The organism is Aquitalea sp. (assembly GCF_030150775.1).
Lineage (GTDB): Bacteria > Pseudomonadota > Gammaproteobacteria > Burkholderiales > Chromobacteriaceae > Aquitalea > Aquitalea denitrificans.
This window is the reverse complement of record NZ_JASLFG010000042.1, coordinates 39,781-56,584: the sequence shown is the minus strand read 5'-3', so window position 1 is coordinate 56,584 and position 16,804 is coordinate 39,781. Positions and strand designations below refer to the sequence as shown.

General features: G+C 58.7%; 19 protein-coding genes. 3 read left to right on the top strand and 16 right to left on the bottom strand.

Going from position 1 to position 16,804, the window contains the following annotated elements; all coding sequences use genetic code 11:
* Positions 1 to 6 precede the first annotated feature (6 nt).
* Positions 7 to 1,608 (top strand): GGDEF domain-containing protein, encoded by a 1,602-nt coding sequence (locus tag QVF59_RS15285; RefSeq protein WP_287881073.1) that lies wholly within the window; start codon positions 7 to 9, stop codon positions 1,606 to 1,608.
* A 369-nt stretch (positions 1,609 to 1,977) separates the two neighbouring features.
* Positions 1,978 to 3,102: an alanine dehydrogenase gene (gene ald / locus QVF59_RS15280; protein ID WP_159878189.1), complete on the top strand. Its 1,125-nt coding sequence runs from the start codon at positions 1,978 to 1,980 to the stop codon at positions 3,100 to 3,102.
* Between the two features lie 98 nt (positions 3,103 to 3,200).
* Here the strand turns inward: ald and QVF59_RS15275 are convergent, their stop codons facing one another.
* From QVF59_RS15275 to QVF59_RS15200, 16 genes are all read right to left on the bottom strand, one after another.
* Entirely contained in the window at positions 3,201 to 3,461 is a 261-nt protein-coding gene (locus tag QVF59_RS15275; RefSeq protein WP_159878191.1) for an acyl-CoA-binding protein, read from the bottom strand.
* Positions 3,462 to 3,602: 141 nt separating this feature from the next.
* Positions 3,603 to 4,388 (bottom strand): energy transducer TonB, encoded by a 786-nt coding sequence (locus QVF59_RS15270; protein WP_287881071.1) that lies wholly within the window; start codon positions 4,386 to 4,388, stop codon positions 3,603 to 3,605.
* A gap of 27 nt (positions 4,389 to 4,415) precedes the next feature.
* Complete coding sequence (locus QVF59_RS15265; protein WP_287881069.1) at positions 4,416 to 5,153, bottom strand: DsbC family protein; 738 nt, start codon at positions 5,151 to 5,153, stop codon at positions 4,416 to 4,418.
* A gap of 15 nt (positions 5,154 to 5,168) precedes the next feature.
* Complete coding sequence (locus tag QVF59_RS15260; RefSeq protein ID WP_287881067.1) at positions 5,169 to 6,317, bottom strand: UbiH/UbiF family hydroxylase; 1,149 nt, start codon at positions 6,315 to 6,317, stop codon at positions 5,169 to 5,171.
* Between the two features lie 11 nt (positions 6,318 to 6,328).
* Positions 6,329 to 7,525, bottom strand: a complete 1,197-nt coding sequence (locus QVF59_RS15255; RefSeq protein ID WP_287881066.1) for an FAD-dependent monooxygenase — start codon at positions 7,523 to 7,525, stop codon at positions 6,329 to 6,331.
* 2 nt (positions 7,526 to 7,527) lie between these two features.
* Positions 7,528 to 8,823, bottom strand: a complete 1,296-nt coding sequence (locus QVF59_RS15250) for an aminopeptidase P N-terminal domain-containing protein (protein ID WP_287881065.1) — start codon at positions 8,821 to 8,823, stop codon at positions 7,528 to 7,530.
* A 151-nt stretch (positions 8,824 to 8,974) separates the two neighbouring features.
* A complete protein-coding gene (locus QVF59_RS15245) occupies positions 8,975 to 9,700 on the bottom strand; it encodes a YebC/PmpR family DNA-binding transcriptional regulator (protein ID WP_124644319.1) in 726 nt (241 codons plus the stop codon).
* 75 nt (positions 9,701 to 9,775) lie between these two features.
* Entirely contained in the window at positions 9,776 to 10,552 is a 777-nt protein-coding gene (gene fliR / locus QVF59_RS15240; RefSeq protein ID WP_287881064.1) for a flagellar biosynthetic protein FliR, read from the bottom strand.
* A gap of 11 nt (positions 10,553 to 10,563) precedes the next feature.
* Positions 10,564 to 10,833: a flagellar biosynthesis protein FliQ gene (fliQ, locus tag QVF59_RS15235; protein WP_045848343.1), complete on the bottom strand. Its 270-nt coding sequence runs from the start codon at positions 10,831 to 10,833 to the stop codon at positions 10,564 to 10,566.
* Positions 10,830 to 11,330: a GNAT family N-acetyltransferase gene (locus QVF59_RS15230; RefSeq protein ID WP_287881063.1), complete on the bottom strand. Its 501-nt coding sequence runs from the start codon at positions 11,328 to 11,330 to the stop codon at positions 10,830 to 10,832. Before QVF59_RS15230 ends, fliQ begins: the two co-directional genes overlap by 4 nt.
* Positions 11,331 to 11,332: 2 nt before the next feature.
* Positions 11,333 to 12,076 carry a flagellar type III secretion system pore protein FliP gene (gene fliP / locus QVF59_RS15225; RefSeq protein ID WP_287881062.1) on the bottom strand — a complete coding sequence of 248 codons (744 nt, stop codon included), beginning with the start codon at positions 12,074 to 12,076 and terminating at the stop codon, positions 11,333 to 11,335.
* Positions 12,076 to 12,534: a flagellar biosynthetic protein FliO gene (fliO, locus tag QVF59_RS15220; protein ID WP_287881061.1), complete on the bottom strand. Its 459-nt coding sequence runs from the start codon at positions 12,532 to 12,534 to the stop codon at positions 12,076 to 12,078. Before fliO ends, fliP begins: the two co-directional genes overlap by 1 nt.
* On the bottom strand, positions 12,534 to 12,980 hold the full coding sequence (gene fliN / locus QVF59_RS15215) for a flagellar motor switch protein FliN (RefSeq protein WP_159878211.1): 447 nt from the start codon (positions 12,978 to 12,980) through the stop codon (positions 12,534 to 12,536). The genes fliO and fliN overlap by 1 nt, the downstream gene beginning before the upstream one ends.
* Positions 12,977 to 13,981, bottom strand: coding sequence for a flagellar motor switch protein FliM (gene fliM, locus QVF59_RS15210; protein ID WP_059287390.1), 1,005 nt, complete (start codon positions 13,979 to 13,981; stop codon positions 12,977 to 12,979). The genes fliN and fliM overlap by 4 nt, the downstream gene beginning before the upstream one ends.
* 3 nt (positions 13,982 to 13,984) lie before the next feature.
* A complete protein-coding gene (locus tag QVF59_RS15205) occupies positions 13,985 to 14,515 on the bottom strand; it encodes a flagellar basal body-associated FliL family protein (protein WP_159878215.1) in 531 nt (176 codons plus the stop codon).
* A 106-nt stretch (positions 14,516 to 14,621) separates the two neighbouring features.
* A complete protein-coding gene (locus QVF59_RS15200) occupies positions 14,622 to 15,584 on the bottom strand; it encodes a flagellar hook-length control protein FliK (protein WP_287881060.1) in 963 nt (320 codons plus the stop codon).
* Positions 15,585 to 15,790: 206 nt separating this feature from the next.
* Here QVF59_RS15200 and QVF59_RS15195 point away from each other — a divergent pair, with 206 nt between their 5' ends.
* Positions 15,791 to 16,804, top strand: a complete 1,014-nt coding sequence (locus QVF59_RS15195) for an iron ABC transporter substrate-binding protein (protein ID WP_287881059.1) — start codon at positions 15,791 to 15,793, stop codon at positions 16,802 to 16,804.

Sequence of the window (16,804 nt, the reverse complement as noted above, 5' to 3'; positions counted from 1 at the left end):
TCCCTGATGACCAAGCGCCGTATCTTCGACAGCATCATCACCCGGCTGGTGATCATGGTGGTCTGCCTGGTCTGCCTGGGAACTGTGATACGTTACTATGCACTGGGCAGCTTTCTGCGGCAGGAACTATCCACCGTGGTGCAGGAGCAGCAACAGGCCATGGCGGGCTATGTGGCTAGGGATATCGATGACAAGATCACCCAGCGGCAGACTCTGCTGGCCCAACTGGCCACCGACCTGCCGCAAGCCATGCTGGTACAACCGGCAGCCCTGCAAGACTGGCTGCGTCAACACTATCGTTACCATAGCCTGTTTCCCGGCGGCCTGTTCGTTACCGATCCGCATGGCCGCGTAATTGCCGACTACCCCACGGCACCGGGCCGACAGAACCACAGCTACGCAGAACGTGACTACATCCAGTCTGCCGCCAAGGGCAGCAGATATATCGGCAAACCGGTCATCGGCTTTGCGCTGCGCACGCCCATCCTTCCCATGGCCATTCCCCTGTTTGACAGCAACAGGCGGGTGAGTGCCATTCTGGTCGGCATTACGCCGCTCTCTTCGCCCGGCTTCCTTGATCTGCTGCAAAAAACCCAGATCGGCCATGGCAAGGGCGGCTTCCTGCTGGTGTCGCCACGCGACAATATGTACATCGCCACTTCGCAAAAAAAGATGGCGCTTGCCCCCCTGCCCCCGCGCGGAAACAATCCGCTGCATGACCGTGCCATGGCCGGTTATCGCGGCAGTGGCATCACCACCAATGCCAATGGCGAGGAAGAAGTTGCCGCCATGGTCACAGTCCCCAGCACCAACTGGTTTGTCGTGGCACAGCTTCCTGCCAGCGAAGCGTTTGCCACCGTTGGCCATGCACAGCTTTTTGCCATCAAGGGGGCCATCATCGCCACCATACTGTTTGCCCTGCTGGCTACCGTCTGCATGTATTTTGTGTTGCTTCCGTTGTTTCAGGCTGCCGAAGACGCCGAACGCATGGCACACGGCGACATGCCGCTGTTACCCCTGTCTATCCGCCGCCGTGATGAAGTCGGCCACCTGATTGCCGCCTTCAACCGTCTGCTGGGCAAACTGCACGAACAACAGGGCCAGCTGGAACGGCTGGCTCATCACGATACCCTTACCGGGCTGCCGAACCGCCGCCTTCTTGCAGATCGCCTGAAACTTGCGCTGGCGCAATCACGCCGCCACGGCACGCATCTGGCCTTGCTGTTCATGGATCTGGATGGTTTCAAACGCATCAACGACAGCCTGGGGCATGATGCTGGCGACGAAGCCCTGTGCATGGTGACGGCACGGCTGCAAGCGATTGTGCGCGAGTCCGACACCCTGGCGCGCATTGGCGGTGACGAATTCGTCCTGCTGATGAGCCATCTAGATACACAGGCTGCAGAAATGGCCCGCACTGTGGCCGACAAATGCATTGCCGCCATGCAGCCGCTGCTTCTGATTGGCGGTGCAAAATTCAAAGTGGGCATCTCCATCGGCATTGCACTGGACCGCACCGACAGTACGGCAGATTCGTTGATGCAGGAGGCGGATCAGGCGATGTACCTGGCCAAGTACAACGGTGGCGACTGCCTGCGGCACAACTAAGGCGCGGGCCACTATCGGCTGCTGCAGCGCAATATCCATACTAGAAAAATAGCCTCAGCCAAAACCTGTCTTTTGATCGCGATCAAGCCAGCCGATACCGGCTTCAATTTCAGCACCCCATCACCAAAAATCATACCATTTCCAGGTGATAGCCCTGTTGTAGTAAAAAACTACAGTGAATAAGACCAAGGCCGGCTCCATATACTACAAATCACCCAAAGCCGGAAACTTGCACCATGGCGGCATGTCAGGCCCCATTCCCTGCCGGTATTCCAGCCAGTCGAGCAGGCAGCCTGCCCTATGCAGACTGCTCCCCCCTGCCCGTGACGTTTGCTGTTGCTTCCATCCAAATAACAGAAGGAGACGGTAATGTTGATCGGTGTTCCCAAGGAAATCAAAAACCACGAGTATCGCGTTGGTCTCACCCCTGCCGGTGTACGAGAACTGGTAGGCCATGGTCACAAGGTACTGGTGCAGACCCAGGCCGGGCTCGCCATCGGCTTTACCGACGAGCAGTACATCCAGTCTGGCGCTTCGATTGCTTCTTCCGCGGATGAGGTATTCGCCAAGGCCGACATGGTGGTGAAGGTAAAGGAACCCCAGCCAGTGGAATGCCGCATGCTGCGCCAGGGACAAATCCTGTTCACCTATCTGCACCTGGCACCGGACCCGGAGCAAACCAAGCTGCTGACCGAATCCGGTGCGATTGCCATTGCCTACGAAACGGTAACCGACGAGCGCGGCGGCCTGCCCTTGCTGGCACCGATGTCGGAAGTGGCAGGTCGCATGGCAATCCAGGCGGGCGCACACGCGCTGGAAAAAGCCCAAGGTGGCCGTGGTGTGCTGCTGGGTGGCGTCCCTGGCGTGGCTCCGGCCCGGGTGGTGGTAATTGGCGGCGGCGTGGTCGGACTGAATGCGGCACGCATGGCAGCCGGACTCGGGGCAGATGTCACCATCCTGGACAAATCCCTGCCGAGGCTGAAGGAAATCGACATGGTATTCAGCGGTCGCATCAAGACCCTGGTGTCCAATACCGCCAATATCGATGAATGCATCCGCGAAGCCGACATGGTGGTTGGTGCGGTGCTGATTCCCGGTGCCGCAGCCCCCAAGCTGGTGACGCGTGCCATGCTGGGTAATATGAAACCCGGTGCGGTGCTGGTGGATGTGGCCATCGACCAGGGTGGCTGCTTCGAAACCAGCCGTGCCACCACCCATCAGGACCCTATCTATGTGGTGGATGGCATCGTGCATTACTGTGTAGCCAATATGCCCGGCGGCGTGGCCCGCACTTCCACCCAGGCACTGAACAACGCCACCCTGCCCTTCACCCAGGAACTGGCCGACAAAGGCTGGCGCCAGGCATTGCTGGATAATCCGCATCTACGCAACGGCCTGAATGTCTGTCATGGCAAGATTACTTACAAGGCCGTGGCGGATGATCTGGGCTATCCCTATGTGGACCCGGTGGAGGCCATCAAGGCAGCGTCCTGAGCTGCAACGCCAGTTAAAAAACCGCTGCCCATGCCGGACAGCGGTTTTTTCATCTATCTACCGGCACAACAGCCCGGCAGCATGGTCTGCTGCGCCGCTTACTCGGCCAACAGCTTCTGTACTACATCGACATAGCCTTGCTTGGCTTCATCGCTGGCCATGCCCTTGAGCTTGTCCCAGGCGTCGTATTTGGCGCGGTTGATGAAATCCATCATGCCGGGACGTTCACCGGCCACATCGCCCTCGCTGGCTTGCTTGTACAGTGCGTACAGCTGCAGCAGGGTCTGGTTGTCCGGGCGTTCGGACAGCGAGGTGACATCGGCTTGGGCCTGGGTGAACAGCGCGTTCAGATCAGACATGTTTCTTCCTTCGTGGTCGGATTATCAAAGCGGTATGTTCCGCTGTATTGAATCAACTCCGGCAGGCTTGCCACGCAGCAACGCCAGTGCCGGACTGGCTGAATTTAGCATGAAACCATGCCAACCGGTGCGGCCATGGTTTCAATTGTTCGGTACCGTTCCGCTATCGCCATCCGCTTGCAGACCGATGCGGATCAGCTTGAAGCTCTTCACCGCACGGCCATCGCGTATGGCCGGATAGAAAGTGGCCTGGCGGAAGATCTCCATCAACGGCAGCTCCGCCCCTGCCGGACGCGCCGACACCATCTGTACCGCGTCCACAGTGCCCTGTTCGTTGATATAAACCCGCAAGGTGATGTCAACATCATCCATTCCAAGACCATAGGGCGCAAGCAGTTGGATCGGCACTTGCTCCAGTGCCAGCACATCCACCTGCCGGGCAGCATAGTAAAAGTCAAAGCCCAGTAGTTGCGCACTGGCATCTTCGCCCGAGGCCACCGTAATGGCACTGTCCTGCGCCAGCGCGAACGGGGCCGAGGTATCACTGGAAACAGACGGGAAATGCACCGGTACTGGCTGCTGCGCCTGCGCTGCGCTAGCGGCATTGGCCAGATGCAGCTTCTGCCGCTTTGACAGCATGACCTTGCCGGCCAATGGCTTGACGACTGGCGCAGACAGTGCTCTGGCCTGATGAGGCGGGGTAATGGGCTGCGCCCTGTCCGCTGTCGCCTGGCCGGCATTGCCAGCCAGGCGCACCGTCATGCGCTGCGGCTGGCCACGCAGGCTGCCTTCGGATGCCAGTCGCATCAATAATGGTGCATGCAGCAACAATGACAGGCTAAGCGCCAGCATCAGCCTGTCGGCCTCGGACAAGGCCGACCAACGCCAGATTTGCGGGAGCCAGCGCAGCCCGAACGGCAGTTTCATGATGCCGGGCAAGCTCCGGCAGAAAGCTTATTTGGCATCCAGCAGCTTTTCGATGTCTTCTTTGGCGATAGCACCCGGTACCAGTCGGCCATTGGCAAAAATCAGGCCTGGCGTGCCGGTAATGCCCAGTTCGTCACCCATGGCTTCGATCTTGTCCAGCGCCGAGGTATCGCACTTGTCGGTGCCGGTCAGCTCCTGACCATCACGCATGAAAGCTGTCCAGGTTTTCAGTCTGTCCTTGGAGCACCAGATCTGGCGTGCCTTGCGCGGTGCATCCGGGTGCAGCTGGGCCAGCGGGTACAGGAAGGTGTAGATGGTGACATTGGTGATATCAGGCAGACTTTCACGCTCCAGCTGCTTGCAGTACGGGCAGTCCGGGTCGGTAAACACCGCCAGCTTGCGTGCACCGTTGCCACGCACTTCCTTGATAGCGTACTTCAACGGCAGCTTGTTGAAGTCCAGACGATTCAGGTCGGCCATCGTCTTCTCAGTCAGGCTGGTCTTGGCATCGGCATCGATCAGATCGCCGACAAACAGGTACTTTGCAGACGCATCGGTGTAAACAATCTGCTTGCCCTTTACCACTACTTCATAAATACCTTGCACCGGGGTTTCGCTGACGCTCAGCACCTGACGGTTGGGAAAGCGGGTGGTAAACGCTTTTTTTACCTGCTCGGTACCGGTAGAAGTGGCGTTGGCATTGCAGGCAGTCATGCTCAGCAACAAGGAGGCGGCCAGCGCCAGGGCTTTTACAGTGGTTTTCATTCACATTCCTCGGGTTCAGAAGCCAATGGCATGACGAGCAAACTGGCGCTTGAGCGGTGCCAGCCGGTTGGTCAGGCTAAGGCCGGTATTGCGCAGCCAGGACAGGCCGGGCACATGTTGGGTATGAAACAGACGGTACAGGCCATCGCAGGTCAGTTGCATGGTCTTGACCGCCTCGCGCCGTTCACGTTCGTAACGGCGCAACAGCATCCAGTTGCCGGCGTCTCCCGGTGCTTGCAGCAAGGCAGCCAGCTTGGCTGCATCCTGAAACCCCAGGTTGACCCCCTGCCCCGCCAACGGATGCACGGTGTGTGCCGCATCACCCACCAGTGCCAGCCGCTGGCTGACCACCGCTTCTGGCTGGATCAAGCGCAAGGGAAAAGCTGCCGCCGGTCCCAGCAGGCTCAGATGGCCCAACTGGTGATTGCCCGCCGCGGCCACGCGTGCGCACAACTGCTCGGGGGACAAAGCCATCAATTCATCGGGTTTGGCAGTAGACCACACCATGGAAATGCGATTCCCCGCCATGGGCAGCCAGGCCAGGATACTGTCACCGGTAAACCATTGCCGGGCGATATTGCCATGGGGTTTCTCACAGGCAAAGTTGGCTACCACACCGCTTTGGCCATAGGGCTTGATGCTGGCGGCCAGATCAGTCTGGCTGCGCACCCAGGAGTTGGCTCCATCCGCCCCCACGACGAGACTGGCTTGCAACACCCGGCCATCGTCCAGCGTCAGGCTGGCCATGCTGGCGGTCGTGGAGAGTGAGACAGGGCGCACGCCGGTCAGGCAGGTAACCGGGCTGTCGGCCAGGCGCTGCCACAGGCTGGCCAGCAGCCAGCGGTTTTCCACAATCCAGGCCAGCGCGCTGGCACCGGCATCGCTGGCGGAAAACTGGATACGACCACCGGCATCGCCGCAGACATCCATGCTGGCAATGGTGCCAATGCGCGCCATGTCCGGCCAGGCTTGCAGTTGTTCCAGAAAACGGCGGTTGAGCGGGCTGACCGCATAGATGCGGGCGTCCCAGCCCTGCTCCAGCTCGTCAAAGCGGGCGGCTGCACCTTCCAGCAGGGCGATCTTGCGTCCACTGCCGGCTAGCGCCAGTGCCAGACTGGCACCGACCAGACCACCACCAACAATGATGACATCGTACTGGGTCATGAATCTGTTTCCTAAAGCCCGAACACCAGATGACGGGCAAATGCGCGGCGCAATGGCGGTACGCTGTCCAGCGTGCTCATTCCCATGCCCCTCAGTGCGCTGACCAGGGCCGAATCACCATCAAACAATTTGATCAGTCCATGGGTAAAACCCACCACGGCATGGCTGTCCAGCTTGCGGCTGGCGGCATATACCGCCAGTGCGGCTGCATCGCCCGGATCACTGACATCATTCAACGCTTCTGTCAGGCCGATGGCATCGCGCAAACCCAGGTTCAGGCCCTGTGCCGCCACCGGATGCATGGTCTGGGCCGCGTTGCCAATCAGCACCACCCGGCCACTGCTGACACGGTTGACCTGGCGCAGTGCCAGCGGAAAGCTGGCACGCGGGCCGATGGACAGCACCTTGCCCTGGCGCTCGCCAAAGGCTTGCTGCAACTCGGCCATCACCTGTTCATCCGGCGCTTGTTGCAAGGCCTTCGCATCGTCGTGGCTACGCGTCCACACCAGCATGTAATTGTCACCGTGTGGCAGCAGGGCAAACGGCCCCTGCTTCGAGAAGCGTTCATACGCCACACCGGCCGGCGGCTGTTCGGTGCTGACTTCGGCCAGAACCGCGCATTGCTGGTAGTCATGTACCAGGCGCTTGATACCGGGCAGGCTGTCCGCCAGCGCACCGCCTTCAGCCAGCACCACCAGACGGGCAGTGAGGCTGATATCGCCATGCACACCACTGGTTTTCACCGTGGCATAGCAGGCCATGCTGTTGACTGACTCCACCCGGGTTTCCCACCAAACCTGCACGCCGGCCTGTTCCAGCCGGGCATTGATGGCCAGGGTGAGCGCCGGGTAATCCACCACCACGCCCAGATGGGGCAGTTTGAGATCGGCAGCATCCAGCCGGGTACGACCAAAGGCCCCCTGCTGCGACACATGCACGCTGTCGATCATGCTGGCGGGCAAGTCGTCCGGCCATGCACCGGAGGCGGTCAGGGCTTCGCGGCTGTACCAGGATAGCGCCAGTGCGCGCGCATCATTGAACGGTGCATTCTTGGCGCGGGCTTCCACCAGCAGCACCCGCCGTCCGGAAGCGGCAAAACGCAATGCGGCCAGCGCGCCGACCGGCCCGCCACCCACAATAATGATGTCGGCGTGCTCGCCGCCATCGTGGCCGCAGTCGCGGCCGTGTTGTCTGTCTGTGTTTTTCATGTTCAGACACCCTGCATCAGGATTTCAATTGCATCTATTTCTTTGGGTACGTCGGCGGTATACACCTCGTGGCCGTTTTCGGTTACCAGCACATCGTCCTCGATGCGGATACCGATATTGTGCAGCGCCGGCGGTACATTATCCGCCGGGCGGATATACAAACCGGGCTCGATGGTGGTGCACATGCCGGGCTGGTAAGTACGCCATTGGCCACCTTGCTTGCGCTGGCCGACATCGTGAACATCCAGGCCTATCATGTGGCCGATGCCATGCATGTAGAACTGGCGGAAGGCACCGGATTCGATCACTCCTTCCACGCTGCCGGTGAGCAGCTTCAGGTCCAGCATGCCCTGCACCAGCACCGCGAGGGCTGCATCGCCTGGCGCATTCCACAGTGCACCAGGCTTGACCGCGGCAATGCCGGCCAGTTCCGCCGCCAGCACAATTTCGTAAACATCACGCTGAGCCGGGCTGAATTTGCCACTGACCGGAAAGGTACGCGTGATATCTCCAGCATAGCCATTCAGTTCACAACCGGCATCAATCAGCAGCAAATCCCCGGCGTTCAGGCGTGCGTTATTGGCCGCGTAATGCAGGGTGCAGGCATTGGCACCGCCGGCCACGATGCTTTCGTAGGAAGGGTAGCGTGCACCATTGCGAATGAAGGTATGCAGGATTTCCGCTTCCACCTGGTATTCCATCATCCCCGGCCGGGTGGCACGCATGGCCTGGATATGGCCTTGGGCAGAAATCTGTCCGGCCCGGCGCAAGGTGGCGCGTTCGCCAGCGTCCTTGAACATGCGCATTTCATCCAGCAATACCAGCAGGTCGTGGTATAGCGCGGGCGGCTGCTCACCACTGCGGTAACGCTGGCGAACAGCGTCCAGCCAGCCATTCACCCGCACATCGAAAGCGGGCTGACGGCCGACATTCCACCACAGCGATTTCTGGCCGCTCAGCAAGTCGGGCAGGCGGATATCCAGCTCACCGACAGGATAGGCTTCATCAAAGCCGAAGGCTTCACGCGCGCCATCAGGGCCAAAACGGAAACCTTCCCACACCTCGCGTTCCAGATTCTTTTCCCGGCAGAACAGGATGGATTTGCCGGCACCGGCGTCCAGCACCAGTACGGCTTCCGGCTCGGCAAAGCCGGTAAGGTAGAGAAAATGGCTGTCCGCCCGGTAGGGATAGTGACTGTCGGCGTTGCGCACCACTTCGGGCGCGGTAGGCAGGATGGCAATGCCCTCCCCCATTTGCTGCATCAGTCGCGTACGGCGTTCGGCATGACTCTGGTACATGATGACTCTTTCGCATGACTTGAACCGGCCAACGTCCCGGCATGACTGCAGTTTACACTGCTGCGACCATGCTGCCGATGCTGATGGTCAGCCAACGCCGGGCATGAAAAAGGCTTGCCAGCAGGCAAGCCTTGCATCCGGCTTTACACTATCAATCCAGCAGGGTGGCCGAGGTGTACACGTCCTGCACGTCGTCCAGGTCTTCCAGCGCATCCAGCAGCTTTTGCATGCGCATGGCATCTTCGCCGGCCAGTTCGGTTTCGTTTTGCGGCTTCATGGTCACTTCGCCCATTTCGGCCTTGAAACCCTTGTCTTCCAGCGCCTGTTTCACGTCACTGAATTCGTAAGGGCCAGTGATGACTTCGATGGAGCCGTCATCATTGGTGATCACGTCTTCGGCGCCGCATTCCAGTGCCGCTTCCATCAGCGCATCTTCGTCCACGCCCGGGGCAAACACCAGGAAACCACAATGGCTGAACTGGAAGGCCACACAGCCGTCGGTGCCCATATTACCGCCATACTTGGAGAAGGCATGACGCACATCGGCCACGGTACGGGTCTTGTTGTCGGTCAGGCAGTCCACCATCACGGCAGCGCCGCCAATGCCATAACCTTCGTAACGGCACTCGACATAATCCACGCCTTCAAGCTGGCCGGTACCGCGCTTGATGGCGTTATCGATATTGTCCTTGGGCATGGATTCGGCCTTGGCCTTGTCCACTGCCAGACGCAGACGCGGGTTCATGTTGACATCGCCGCCGCCCATCTTGGCAGCAACGGTGATTTCCTTGATCAGACGGGTGAAGATCTTGCCACGCTTGGCATCCTGACGACCCTTGCGGTGCTGGATGTTCGCCCATTTGCTATGACCTGCCATAATTGCCTCAATCTGGTTTGGCCCGTTACCGGGCCGGTTTAATGCCGAAAATTTGGCCGCTATTCTAGCAGAAAGCTATTTCGCCTTCAGCATGGCCAACATGAAGGTGAAGGCCTGACCATATATCTGTTCGATGGCCGGCACCATCAGCGGTAACGTCAGATAAATGGTGATGAAACCGATCATCAGCGTCAGCGGAAAACCAAAGGTAAAAATATTGAACTGCGGTGCTGCACGGGTCATCACGCCAATCGCGAGGTTGGTGACCAGCAGTGCGCCAATGACCGGCATCGACAGCCAGATGCCCCAGGAAATGATGTGGCTGCCCCATAACACCAGCGCCTTCAGCCCCTGCGCCGGCATGCTCATGCCGATGGGCAGCACCTGGAAGCTTTCCACCAAGGTGGAAATAACGACTTGATGGCCGTCAAAGGTGAGGAACAGCAGGAAGACAAACATGGACAGCAGCTGGGACACCACCGGCACCTGGGCCGCGTGCATGGGGTCGAAGAACATGGCAAAGCCCAAACCGGTTTGTGCACCCATGATGAAGCCGGCCATTTCCACCGCGGTCATGGTAAGGCGCATGACAAAGCCCATGGCCAGACCAATCAGCAATTGCTGGAACAAGATGGCAATACCGGCAGCCGAGATGACTGGCACCGCCGGCGTGGGCGGCAGCAGCGGCACCACCAGCACGGTCAGCATCAGGGCAAAGCCAGCCTTGAAACGACGCGGCACACCGCGATAGGCATACAGCGGCTCGACCAGAAACAGGCCGATGATGCGGGCAAACGGCCAGGCAAACATGGCCACCAGCGCATTGATCTGCGCATCAGAGATACTGAACATGGCGCGCTGCGTCAGCCAATCACACTGGGAATGCTCTGGAACAGCCGGGTGGTGTATTCCACCAGGGTGTTGAGCATCCATGGTCCAGCCAGCACCAGCACCAGAAACATCGCCAGCAGCTTGGGAATGAAGGTGAGCGTCATTTCATTGATTTGTGTGGCGGCCTGCAACACGCTCACCAACAGACCCACCACCAGCGACACCAGCAGCACTGGTGCCGAGACGATGATCAGGATGTACAGTGCGTTCTGCACCAGATTGATGACCAGTTCCGGACTCATGATTCTCTCCTTGTACCGGCAGGCTCCTGCCAGCCACCTTTGGCCATCAGCCAGTTTTCCAGCGTCTCGCCATCCCGCGTGACGGTGTTGGCGCGCAACACCGCATAGCCGGCCTGTTCGAATACCGGCCGGGCAGCATGACTGGCCCAGGCATGCAGGGCCACAAGCCCGGCCTGTGCCGCCACGTCTTCCAGCTGCTGGATCATTTGCATGGCCAGCCCGCGTCGCTGCGCGGCAGGCGTCACATACAGCATGTCGAACTCTCCGGCATGGGTCAGCCAGGCAAAACCAAGCAACTCACCACCAGCGCTGACACCGACACTCCAGCTAGCGGACAGGCGCGCAGCCCAGGCTGAAGCGGTTTCATCATCCCAGATACCGGCCCAGGCCAGGCGGACCGCCAAGGGGTAAGCCTCATCCGGCAAGGCGGCTATGCAATCGGCACACAAGGCATGACACAGCGGCAGCATGTCCGGCGTAATGGGGTGGAATTCCATGCCTAGCCCGTATAAAAGCTTTGGACCAGCGAACCCATCAGCAGAGTCCAGCCGTCCACCAGCACAAATAGCATCAGCTTGAAGGGCAAGGATATGGTGACCGGTGACACCATCATCATCCCCATGGCCATCAGGATGCTGGCCACCACCAGGTCGATGATCATGAAGGGGATGAACACCATGAAGCCGATCTGGAACGCGGTTTTCAGTTCGCTGATGACATAGGCCGGAATCAGCGTTTTCATGGAAACATCAGCCTTGGTGGCTGGTTTTTCCGAGCGGGAAATCTCGATGAAGAAGGCCAGATCCTTCTCACGGGTCTGGCTGAGCATAAAAGCCTTCATCGGCTTGCTGGCCTCGTCCACCGCCTGGTTGAAGCTGATCTTGTCGTCGGAAAACGGTGCCCAGGCCTTGTTGTACACCTGATCAAACGTTGGCCCCATCACAAACAGGGTAAGGAACAGCGACAAGCCCAGAATCACCTGATTAGGTGGCGACTGGGTCACACCCATGGCCTGGCGCAGCAGTGACAGCACAATCACGATGCGAGTGAATGCAGTGGTCATCAGCAGCATGGCCGGGATAAAACCCAGCGCCGTCATGAACAACAGCATTTGCAAGGACAGGGAATAATTCTGGCCGCCACCGGCACCCGGAGTACTGGTCATCAAGGGCAGGCCGGCAGCCTGTGCCAGCATGGGCAGCCCCAGCAGCAGCCAGGGCAACACGCGAGATGTGAATTTCATTATCTGTTTACGGCTTCGGATTTCTGACGGCCCTTTTCCATGGCCGCCTTCAGCCAGCGGGCGAAGGGTTCGCCAGGCTGCACGACATCAGTCCCGGCATCGGGCGGGCGGTCCATCTTGGTCAGCAGGTTGACACTATGACTGGTGACACCCAATACCAGCCATTCGCCTTCCAGCTCGACAATCACCACCTTTTCACGCTGCCCTACCAGCACACCGCTGACCACGCGCAAGCGGTTGCTGCCGCCCAGCATGCCACCGGACATGCGGCGGAACAGCCAGGCCAAACCGACAATGGCAGCCAGCACCACAGCCAGACCAAGAATGACCTGCAGCAGGCTGGTAAACGGTGTTGGGCTGCTGGCTGCTACCAGCGGTTGCGAGGTAGCAATCCCCGCCAGCGTGGTACAAGACCATGCCAACGGAAAAAGACCACCAACCTTGCCAGTGACGCGCATTACTTCTGCAGGCGACGGATACGTTCCGCCGGCGTGATGATGTCGGTCAGGCGGATACCAAACTTGTCATTGACCACCACCACTTCACCCTGGGCGATCAGGCAGCCGTTGACCAGCACATCCATGGGCTCGCCAGCCAGACCATCCAGCTCCACCACCGAACCCTGTGCCAGCTGCAACAGGTTGCGGATGGCAATTTTGGTTCGACCCAGCTCAACCGTAAGCTGGACTGGAATGTCCAGAATCATGTCCAGATTGCTGGGTACATTCAGTGCGGCATCGCTGCTGCCCAGTTCCTGGAACAGATTGGTTGCTGGCTGCACATTGGCGGGAGCCTGCTCTGCATCGCTGGTTTCCTGCTCTGCCATGGCGGCAGCCCAGTCATCCATCGATACTTCCTCTTCTGCCGCCCCCGGGGTCTGACCTTCTTCTAGCTGCTCAGTCATTGCTTGTTGTCTCCTGCGGGCTCGGCGAATTCGCCAGCCCCGGCCAATACCTTGTCTACCTTGAGGGCATAACGCCCCTGCACGGTGCCATAGTGGCATTCCAGTACCGGAATGCCGGAAACATCCACCACCACGGCCTCCGGCACATCCAGCATCACGACATCACCGTTTTTCAAATTGAGGATCTGCCCCAGCGTTACCTTGGTTTCCGCCAGGGTAGCAACCAGTTCCACCTCGGCCGCCTGCACCTGATGCGTCATCAGGCTGACCCAGCGGTTGTCCACTTCAGTACGGTCGGCCTGCATGGTACTGGACAGCACATCACGAATTGGCTCGACCATGGAGTATGGCAGACAGATGTGAAAATCACCGCCGCCAGCCCCCAGTTCGATATGAAAAGTCATTGCCACCACCACTTCGGTGGGTGTGGCGATGTTGGCAAACTGGGTGTTCATTTCCGAGCGCAGATAAACAAATTCGATGGGGTGCACCGGCTCCCATGCTTTCTGGCACTCGGTGAATACCACTTCCAGCAGGCGGCGGATGATGCGCTGCTCGGTCGGAGTAAAGTCCCGGCCTTCCACGCGTACATGATAGCGGCCATCGCTACCGAACAGATTGTCCACGATCAGGAATACCAGATCCGGATCGAAAATCAGCAGCCCGGTGCCGCGCAACGGCTTCACATGAACCAGATTGAGGTTGGTGGGCACCACCAGATTGCGAATGAATTCGCTGTACTTCTGCACGCGTACCGGCCCAACAGAGATTTCCGCATTGCGCCGGATGAAATTGAACAAGCCTATACGCAGGTTACGGGCGAAACGTTCATTGATGATTTCCAGCGTCGGCATGCGACCGCGCACGATGCGCTCCTGCCGACCGATATCATAGCCGCGGACTCCCTGCGAGTCCTGCGCACTGTCATCATCTTCGTCCTCGCCGGTGACGCCCCTGAGCAGGGCATCCACCTCTTCCTGGGACAGGATATCGTCGCCCATCGCTTACTGCTTCTGAATGATGAAGGAAGTAAAGAGTACGCTCTGAACCAGCTCTTCTTCGCCAGAATCCATGGACTCGTTGATGATCTGCTTGACCTGGGCCTTCAGCTTGACCTTGCCATCCGGGGTGGACAGCTCGGCCGCCGACTTCGAGGACAGCAGCAGGATCAGCGCACTGCGAATCTTGGGCATGTAGTCGGTAAACTTCTTCTTGGCTTCTTCGTCACCCAGTTCGGCCTGCATGTCCACCTGCAGCAGGCTGCCATCACCGCCAGACAGATTGACAACAAAGGTTTCCAGCTTTTCAAAGATGGGAGGACCTTCTTTTTTCTTCTTGGTTTTTTCCTTGGTCTGCTCAGTCTGGGCAGCAGCGTCATGCGGTTTGTTCATATTGGTGAACATCACGTAGGCAAGGCCACCCATGCCGGCCAGTACCAGAACCAGAAGAATCACCACCACCAGCATCAGCTTATTGCCACCCCCTGCTTTTTTCTCGCCCTTGTCCGCTTTATCCGCTTTTTTGTCTTCTGCCATGGGTCATCAGTCCGTACGTTAGGTTTATAGGGAAAGCTTAAGCCATTTCCCTATTATATTTTCCAGATTTCCGCACGAACTGAATAGAGCCCCCTTTTGAGCAAAATCAGGCGAAGATACTGAGTATCCCTCGTGCGGACTGGATGGCTGCCAGCGTGTCGTCTTCATCGTTGCCAGCGGCATTCTGGCGGCGGCCATTCTGGTTCTGGTTGAATTGCTGTTGCCGATTCCCGGATTGTCCGCTGGAAACCTGTGCATCGGCAAGAGCTATACCACTGGAAGCCATCATGGAAACCAGTTTCGGCATGTTGTTTTCGATTATTTCTCGGGTTGCCGGTACGGCGGAGGTAAAAATCACCTGTGCCTGATCATTGCCATTCATTTTCAGTGTGACTTCCACCGGCCCCAATTGCGGCGGATTCACCTGGATGGTTGCCTTGTCCATCTTCATGCTGACCATGGACAGCACCTGATCGCCCAAGGCCTTGGACCAGTTGGGATCGGTCATCGGCTGGGAAATGGTCAGGTTCTTGGCCTGGCTGGTCTGCTGTGCCGCCTGGGCTGCCTGATTGGCTGCCTGGTTGGCACTGGCCAGCTGATCAGCATTGGGCGGCAAGAATTGCAGTGCCGCGGCATCCTTGCCCGGCAATTCTTGCGCCTGCAAACCTGCAGGATGCTTCTGCGGCGCAGCAGCTTGCAACAAAGGATCGATGGCGGTGTCCTTGATACCGGTACTGGCCACATCGGTTGTCACTGGCGTAGCCGTGGGCTTGTCCTGCACCGGCTGCACTTGCAAACCAGCCTGTAGCAGCGGCAATGCTGCCAGCAGCATATTGGCACTGTTATCGGTAGATGCCGTGTTGTCCTCTGACATGGAATCCTTGTCCTGCTTGCCTTTGCCGGCACCGGAACCGGTATCCGTCTGTGTTGGCAAGGCCGTGCTCAGGCTGCCGATCTGCGCCCCCAACAAACTGGCAAACAAACCGCCGGCATCTTGCGTACCGGTGTCCGCCTGTCCTGGCGGCATGGCTGTCTTGGCGCTGCTCGCCGGCATTACGGTAATTGTCATGGCCGAAACCCCTGGGGAAAGATGCAGACTTAGCAGCAATTTGCATGCCAGCAGATCGCCCCTCAGTTAACCATGCATCTGATTAATTTTATTAATGCGAATCATTATCTTTTGCATTACAATTGTAAAGAATCCTGCCAAAACCAGTGCCCAAACGCACCTGACTACCGCAGTTCCCGTTGAATATCTGCAAGGAGCATACCCAGATGTCCCGTCCGTCCGCACGCATCCTCACCACCGCCCTGCTGGTTTCCACCCTGTTCTCTGCCGCTGCCCATGCCGCCCCCAGCGCCGAAGGCATCGTGGTTTACAACGCCCAGCATGAAAGCCTGACCAAATCCTGGGTTGAAGGCTTTACCAAAGAAACCGGCATCAAGGTAACCGTGCGCAATGGCAGCGACAGCGAAATGGGTAACCAGATCGTGCAGGAAGGGGCATCTTCCCCCGCAGACGTGTTCCTGACCGAGAACTCCCCGGCCATGGTACTGGTTGACAATGCCCGTCTGCTGGCACCGGTGGAAGCAAGCACGCTGGCTCAGGTCGATCCGGCCTTCCGCCCGGCACAGGGTAAGTGGGTAGGCATTGCCGCTCGCTCCACCGTATTTGTCTACAACAAGAACCGCGTGACACAGAAGGAATTGCCCAAATCCCTGCTGGATCTGGCCAAGCCGGAATGGAAGGGCCGCTGGGGTGCGGCCCCGGCCGGAGCCGACTTCCAGGCTATCGTCAGCGCCCTGCTAGAGCAGAAAGGCGAGGCAGTCACCCTGGGCTGGCTGAAAGCGATGAAAACCAATGCCCTGCCCTACAAGGGCAACAGCGTGGTGATGAAGGCGGTAAATGCCAGCCAGATCGATGGCGGCGTGATCTACCACTACTATTATTTCGGCGATCAGAACAAGACTGGTGAAAACAGCAAGAACACTGCCCTGCACTACTTCAAGCAACAGGACCCGGGTGCTTTTGTCAGCCTGTCTGGTGGTGGCGTACTAGCCTCCAGCAAGCATAAGGAAGAAGCGCAGGCTTTCCTGAAGTGGATTACCGGCAAGGGCGGGCAAACCATCCTGAAAACTGAAAACTCCTTCGAATACGCCGTGGGCCTGGGTACGCAATCCAACCCCAAGCTGGTGCCGCTGAAAAATCTGGACGCACCGAAAATCGATGCTTCGCGTCTCAACAGCCGCAAGACCGTCGAACTGATGACCCAGGCGGGCCTGCTGTAA

Excerpts from the sequence above, each read along its gene's own strand:
- QVF59_RS15285 (WP_287881073.1), top strand. The coding sequence starts at position 7 with ATGACCAAGCGCCGTATCTTCGACAGCATCATCACCCGGCTGGTGATC.
- ald (WP_159878189.1), top strand. The coding sequence starts at position 1,978 with ATGTTGATCGGTGTTCCCAAGGAAATCAAAAACCACGAGTATCGCGTT.
- QVF59_RS15275 (WP_159878191.1), bottom strand. The coding sequence starts at position 3,461 with ATGTCTGATCTGAACGCGCTGTTCACCCAGGCCCAAGCCGATGTCACC.
- QVF59_RS15270 (WP_287881071.1), bottom strand. The coding sequence starts at position 4,388 with ATGAAACTGCCGTTCGGGCTGCGCTGGCTCCCGCAAATCTGGCGTTGG.
- QVF59_RS15265 (WP_287881069.1), bottom strand. The coding sequence starts at position 5,153 with ATGAAAACCACTGTAAAAGCCCTGGCGCTGGCCGCCTCCTTGTTGCTG.
- QVF59_RS15260 (WP_287881067.1), bottom strand. The coding sequence starts at position 6,317 with ATGACCCAGTACGATGTCATCATTGTTGGTGGTGGTCTGGTCGGTGCC.
- QVF59_RS15255 (WP_287881066.1), bottom strand. The coding sequence starts at position 7,525 with ATGAAAAACACAGACAGACAACACGGCCGCGACTGCGGCCACGATGGC.
- QVF59_RS15250 (WP_287881065.1), bottom strand. The coding sequence starts at position 8,823 with ATGTACCAGAGTCATGCCGAACGCCGTACGCGACTGATGCAGCAAATG.
- QVF59_RS15245 (WP_124644319.1), bottom strand. The coding sequence starts at position 9,700 with ATGGCAGGTCATAGCAAATGGGCGAACATCCAGCACCGCAAGGGTCGT.
- fliR (WP_287881064.1), bottom strand. The coding sequence starts at position 10,552 with ATGTTCAGTATCTCTGATGCGCAGATCAATGCGCTGGTGGCCATGTTT.
- fliQ (WP_045848343.1), bottom strand. The coding sequence starts at position 10,833 with ATGAGTCCGGAACTGGTCATCAATCTGGTGCAGAACGCACTGTACATC.
- QVF59_RS15230 (WP_287881063.1), bottom strand. The coding sequence starts at position 11,330 with ATGGAATTCCACCCCATTACGCCGGACATGCTGCCGCTGTGTCATGCC.
- fliP (WP_287881062.1), bottom strand. The coding sequence starts at position 12,076 with ATGAAATTCACATCTCGCGTGTTGCCCTGGCTGCTGCTGGGGCTGCCC.
- fliO (WP_287881061.1), bottom strand. The coding sequence starts at position 12,534 with ATGCGCGTCACTGGCAAGGTTGGTGGTCTTTTTCCGTTGGCATGGTCT.
- fliN (WP_159878211.1), bottom strand. The coding sequence starts at position 12,980 with ATGACTGAGCAGCTAGAAGAAGGTCAGACCCCGGGGGCGGCAGAAGAG.
- fliM (WP_059287390.1), bottom strand. The coding sequence starts at position 13,981 with ATGGGCGACGATATCCTGTCCCAGGAAGAGGTGGATGCCCTGCTCAGG.
- QVF59_RS15205 (WP_159878215.1), bottom strand. The coding sequence starts at position 14,515 with ATGGCAGAAGACAAAAAAGCGGATAAAGCGGACAAGGGCGAGAAAAAA.
- QVF59_RS15200 (WP_287881060.1), bottom strand. The coding sequence starts at position 15,584 with ATGACAATTACCGTAATGCCGGCGAGCAGCGCCAAGACAGCCATGCCG.
- QVF59_RS15195 (WP_287881059.1), top strand. The coding sequence starts at position 15,791 with ATGTCCCGTCCGTCCGCACGCATCCTCACCACCGCCCTGCTGGTTTCC.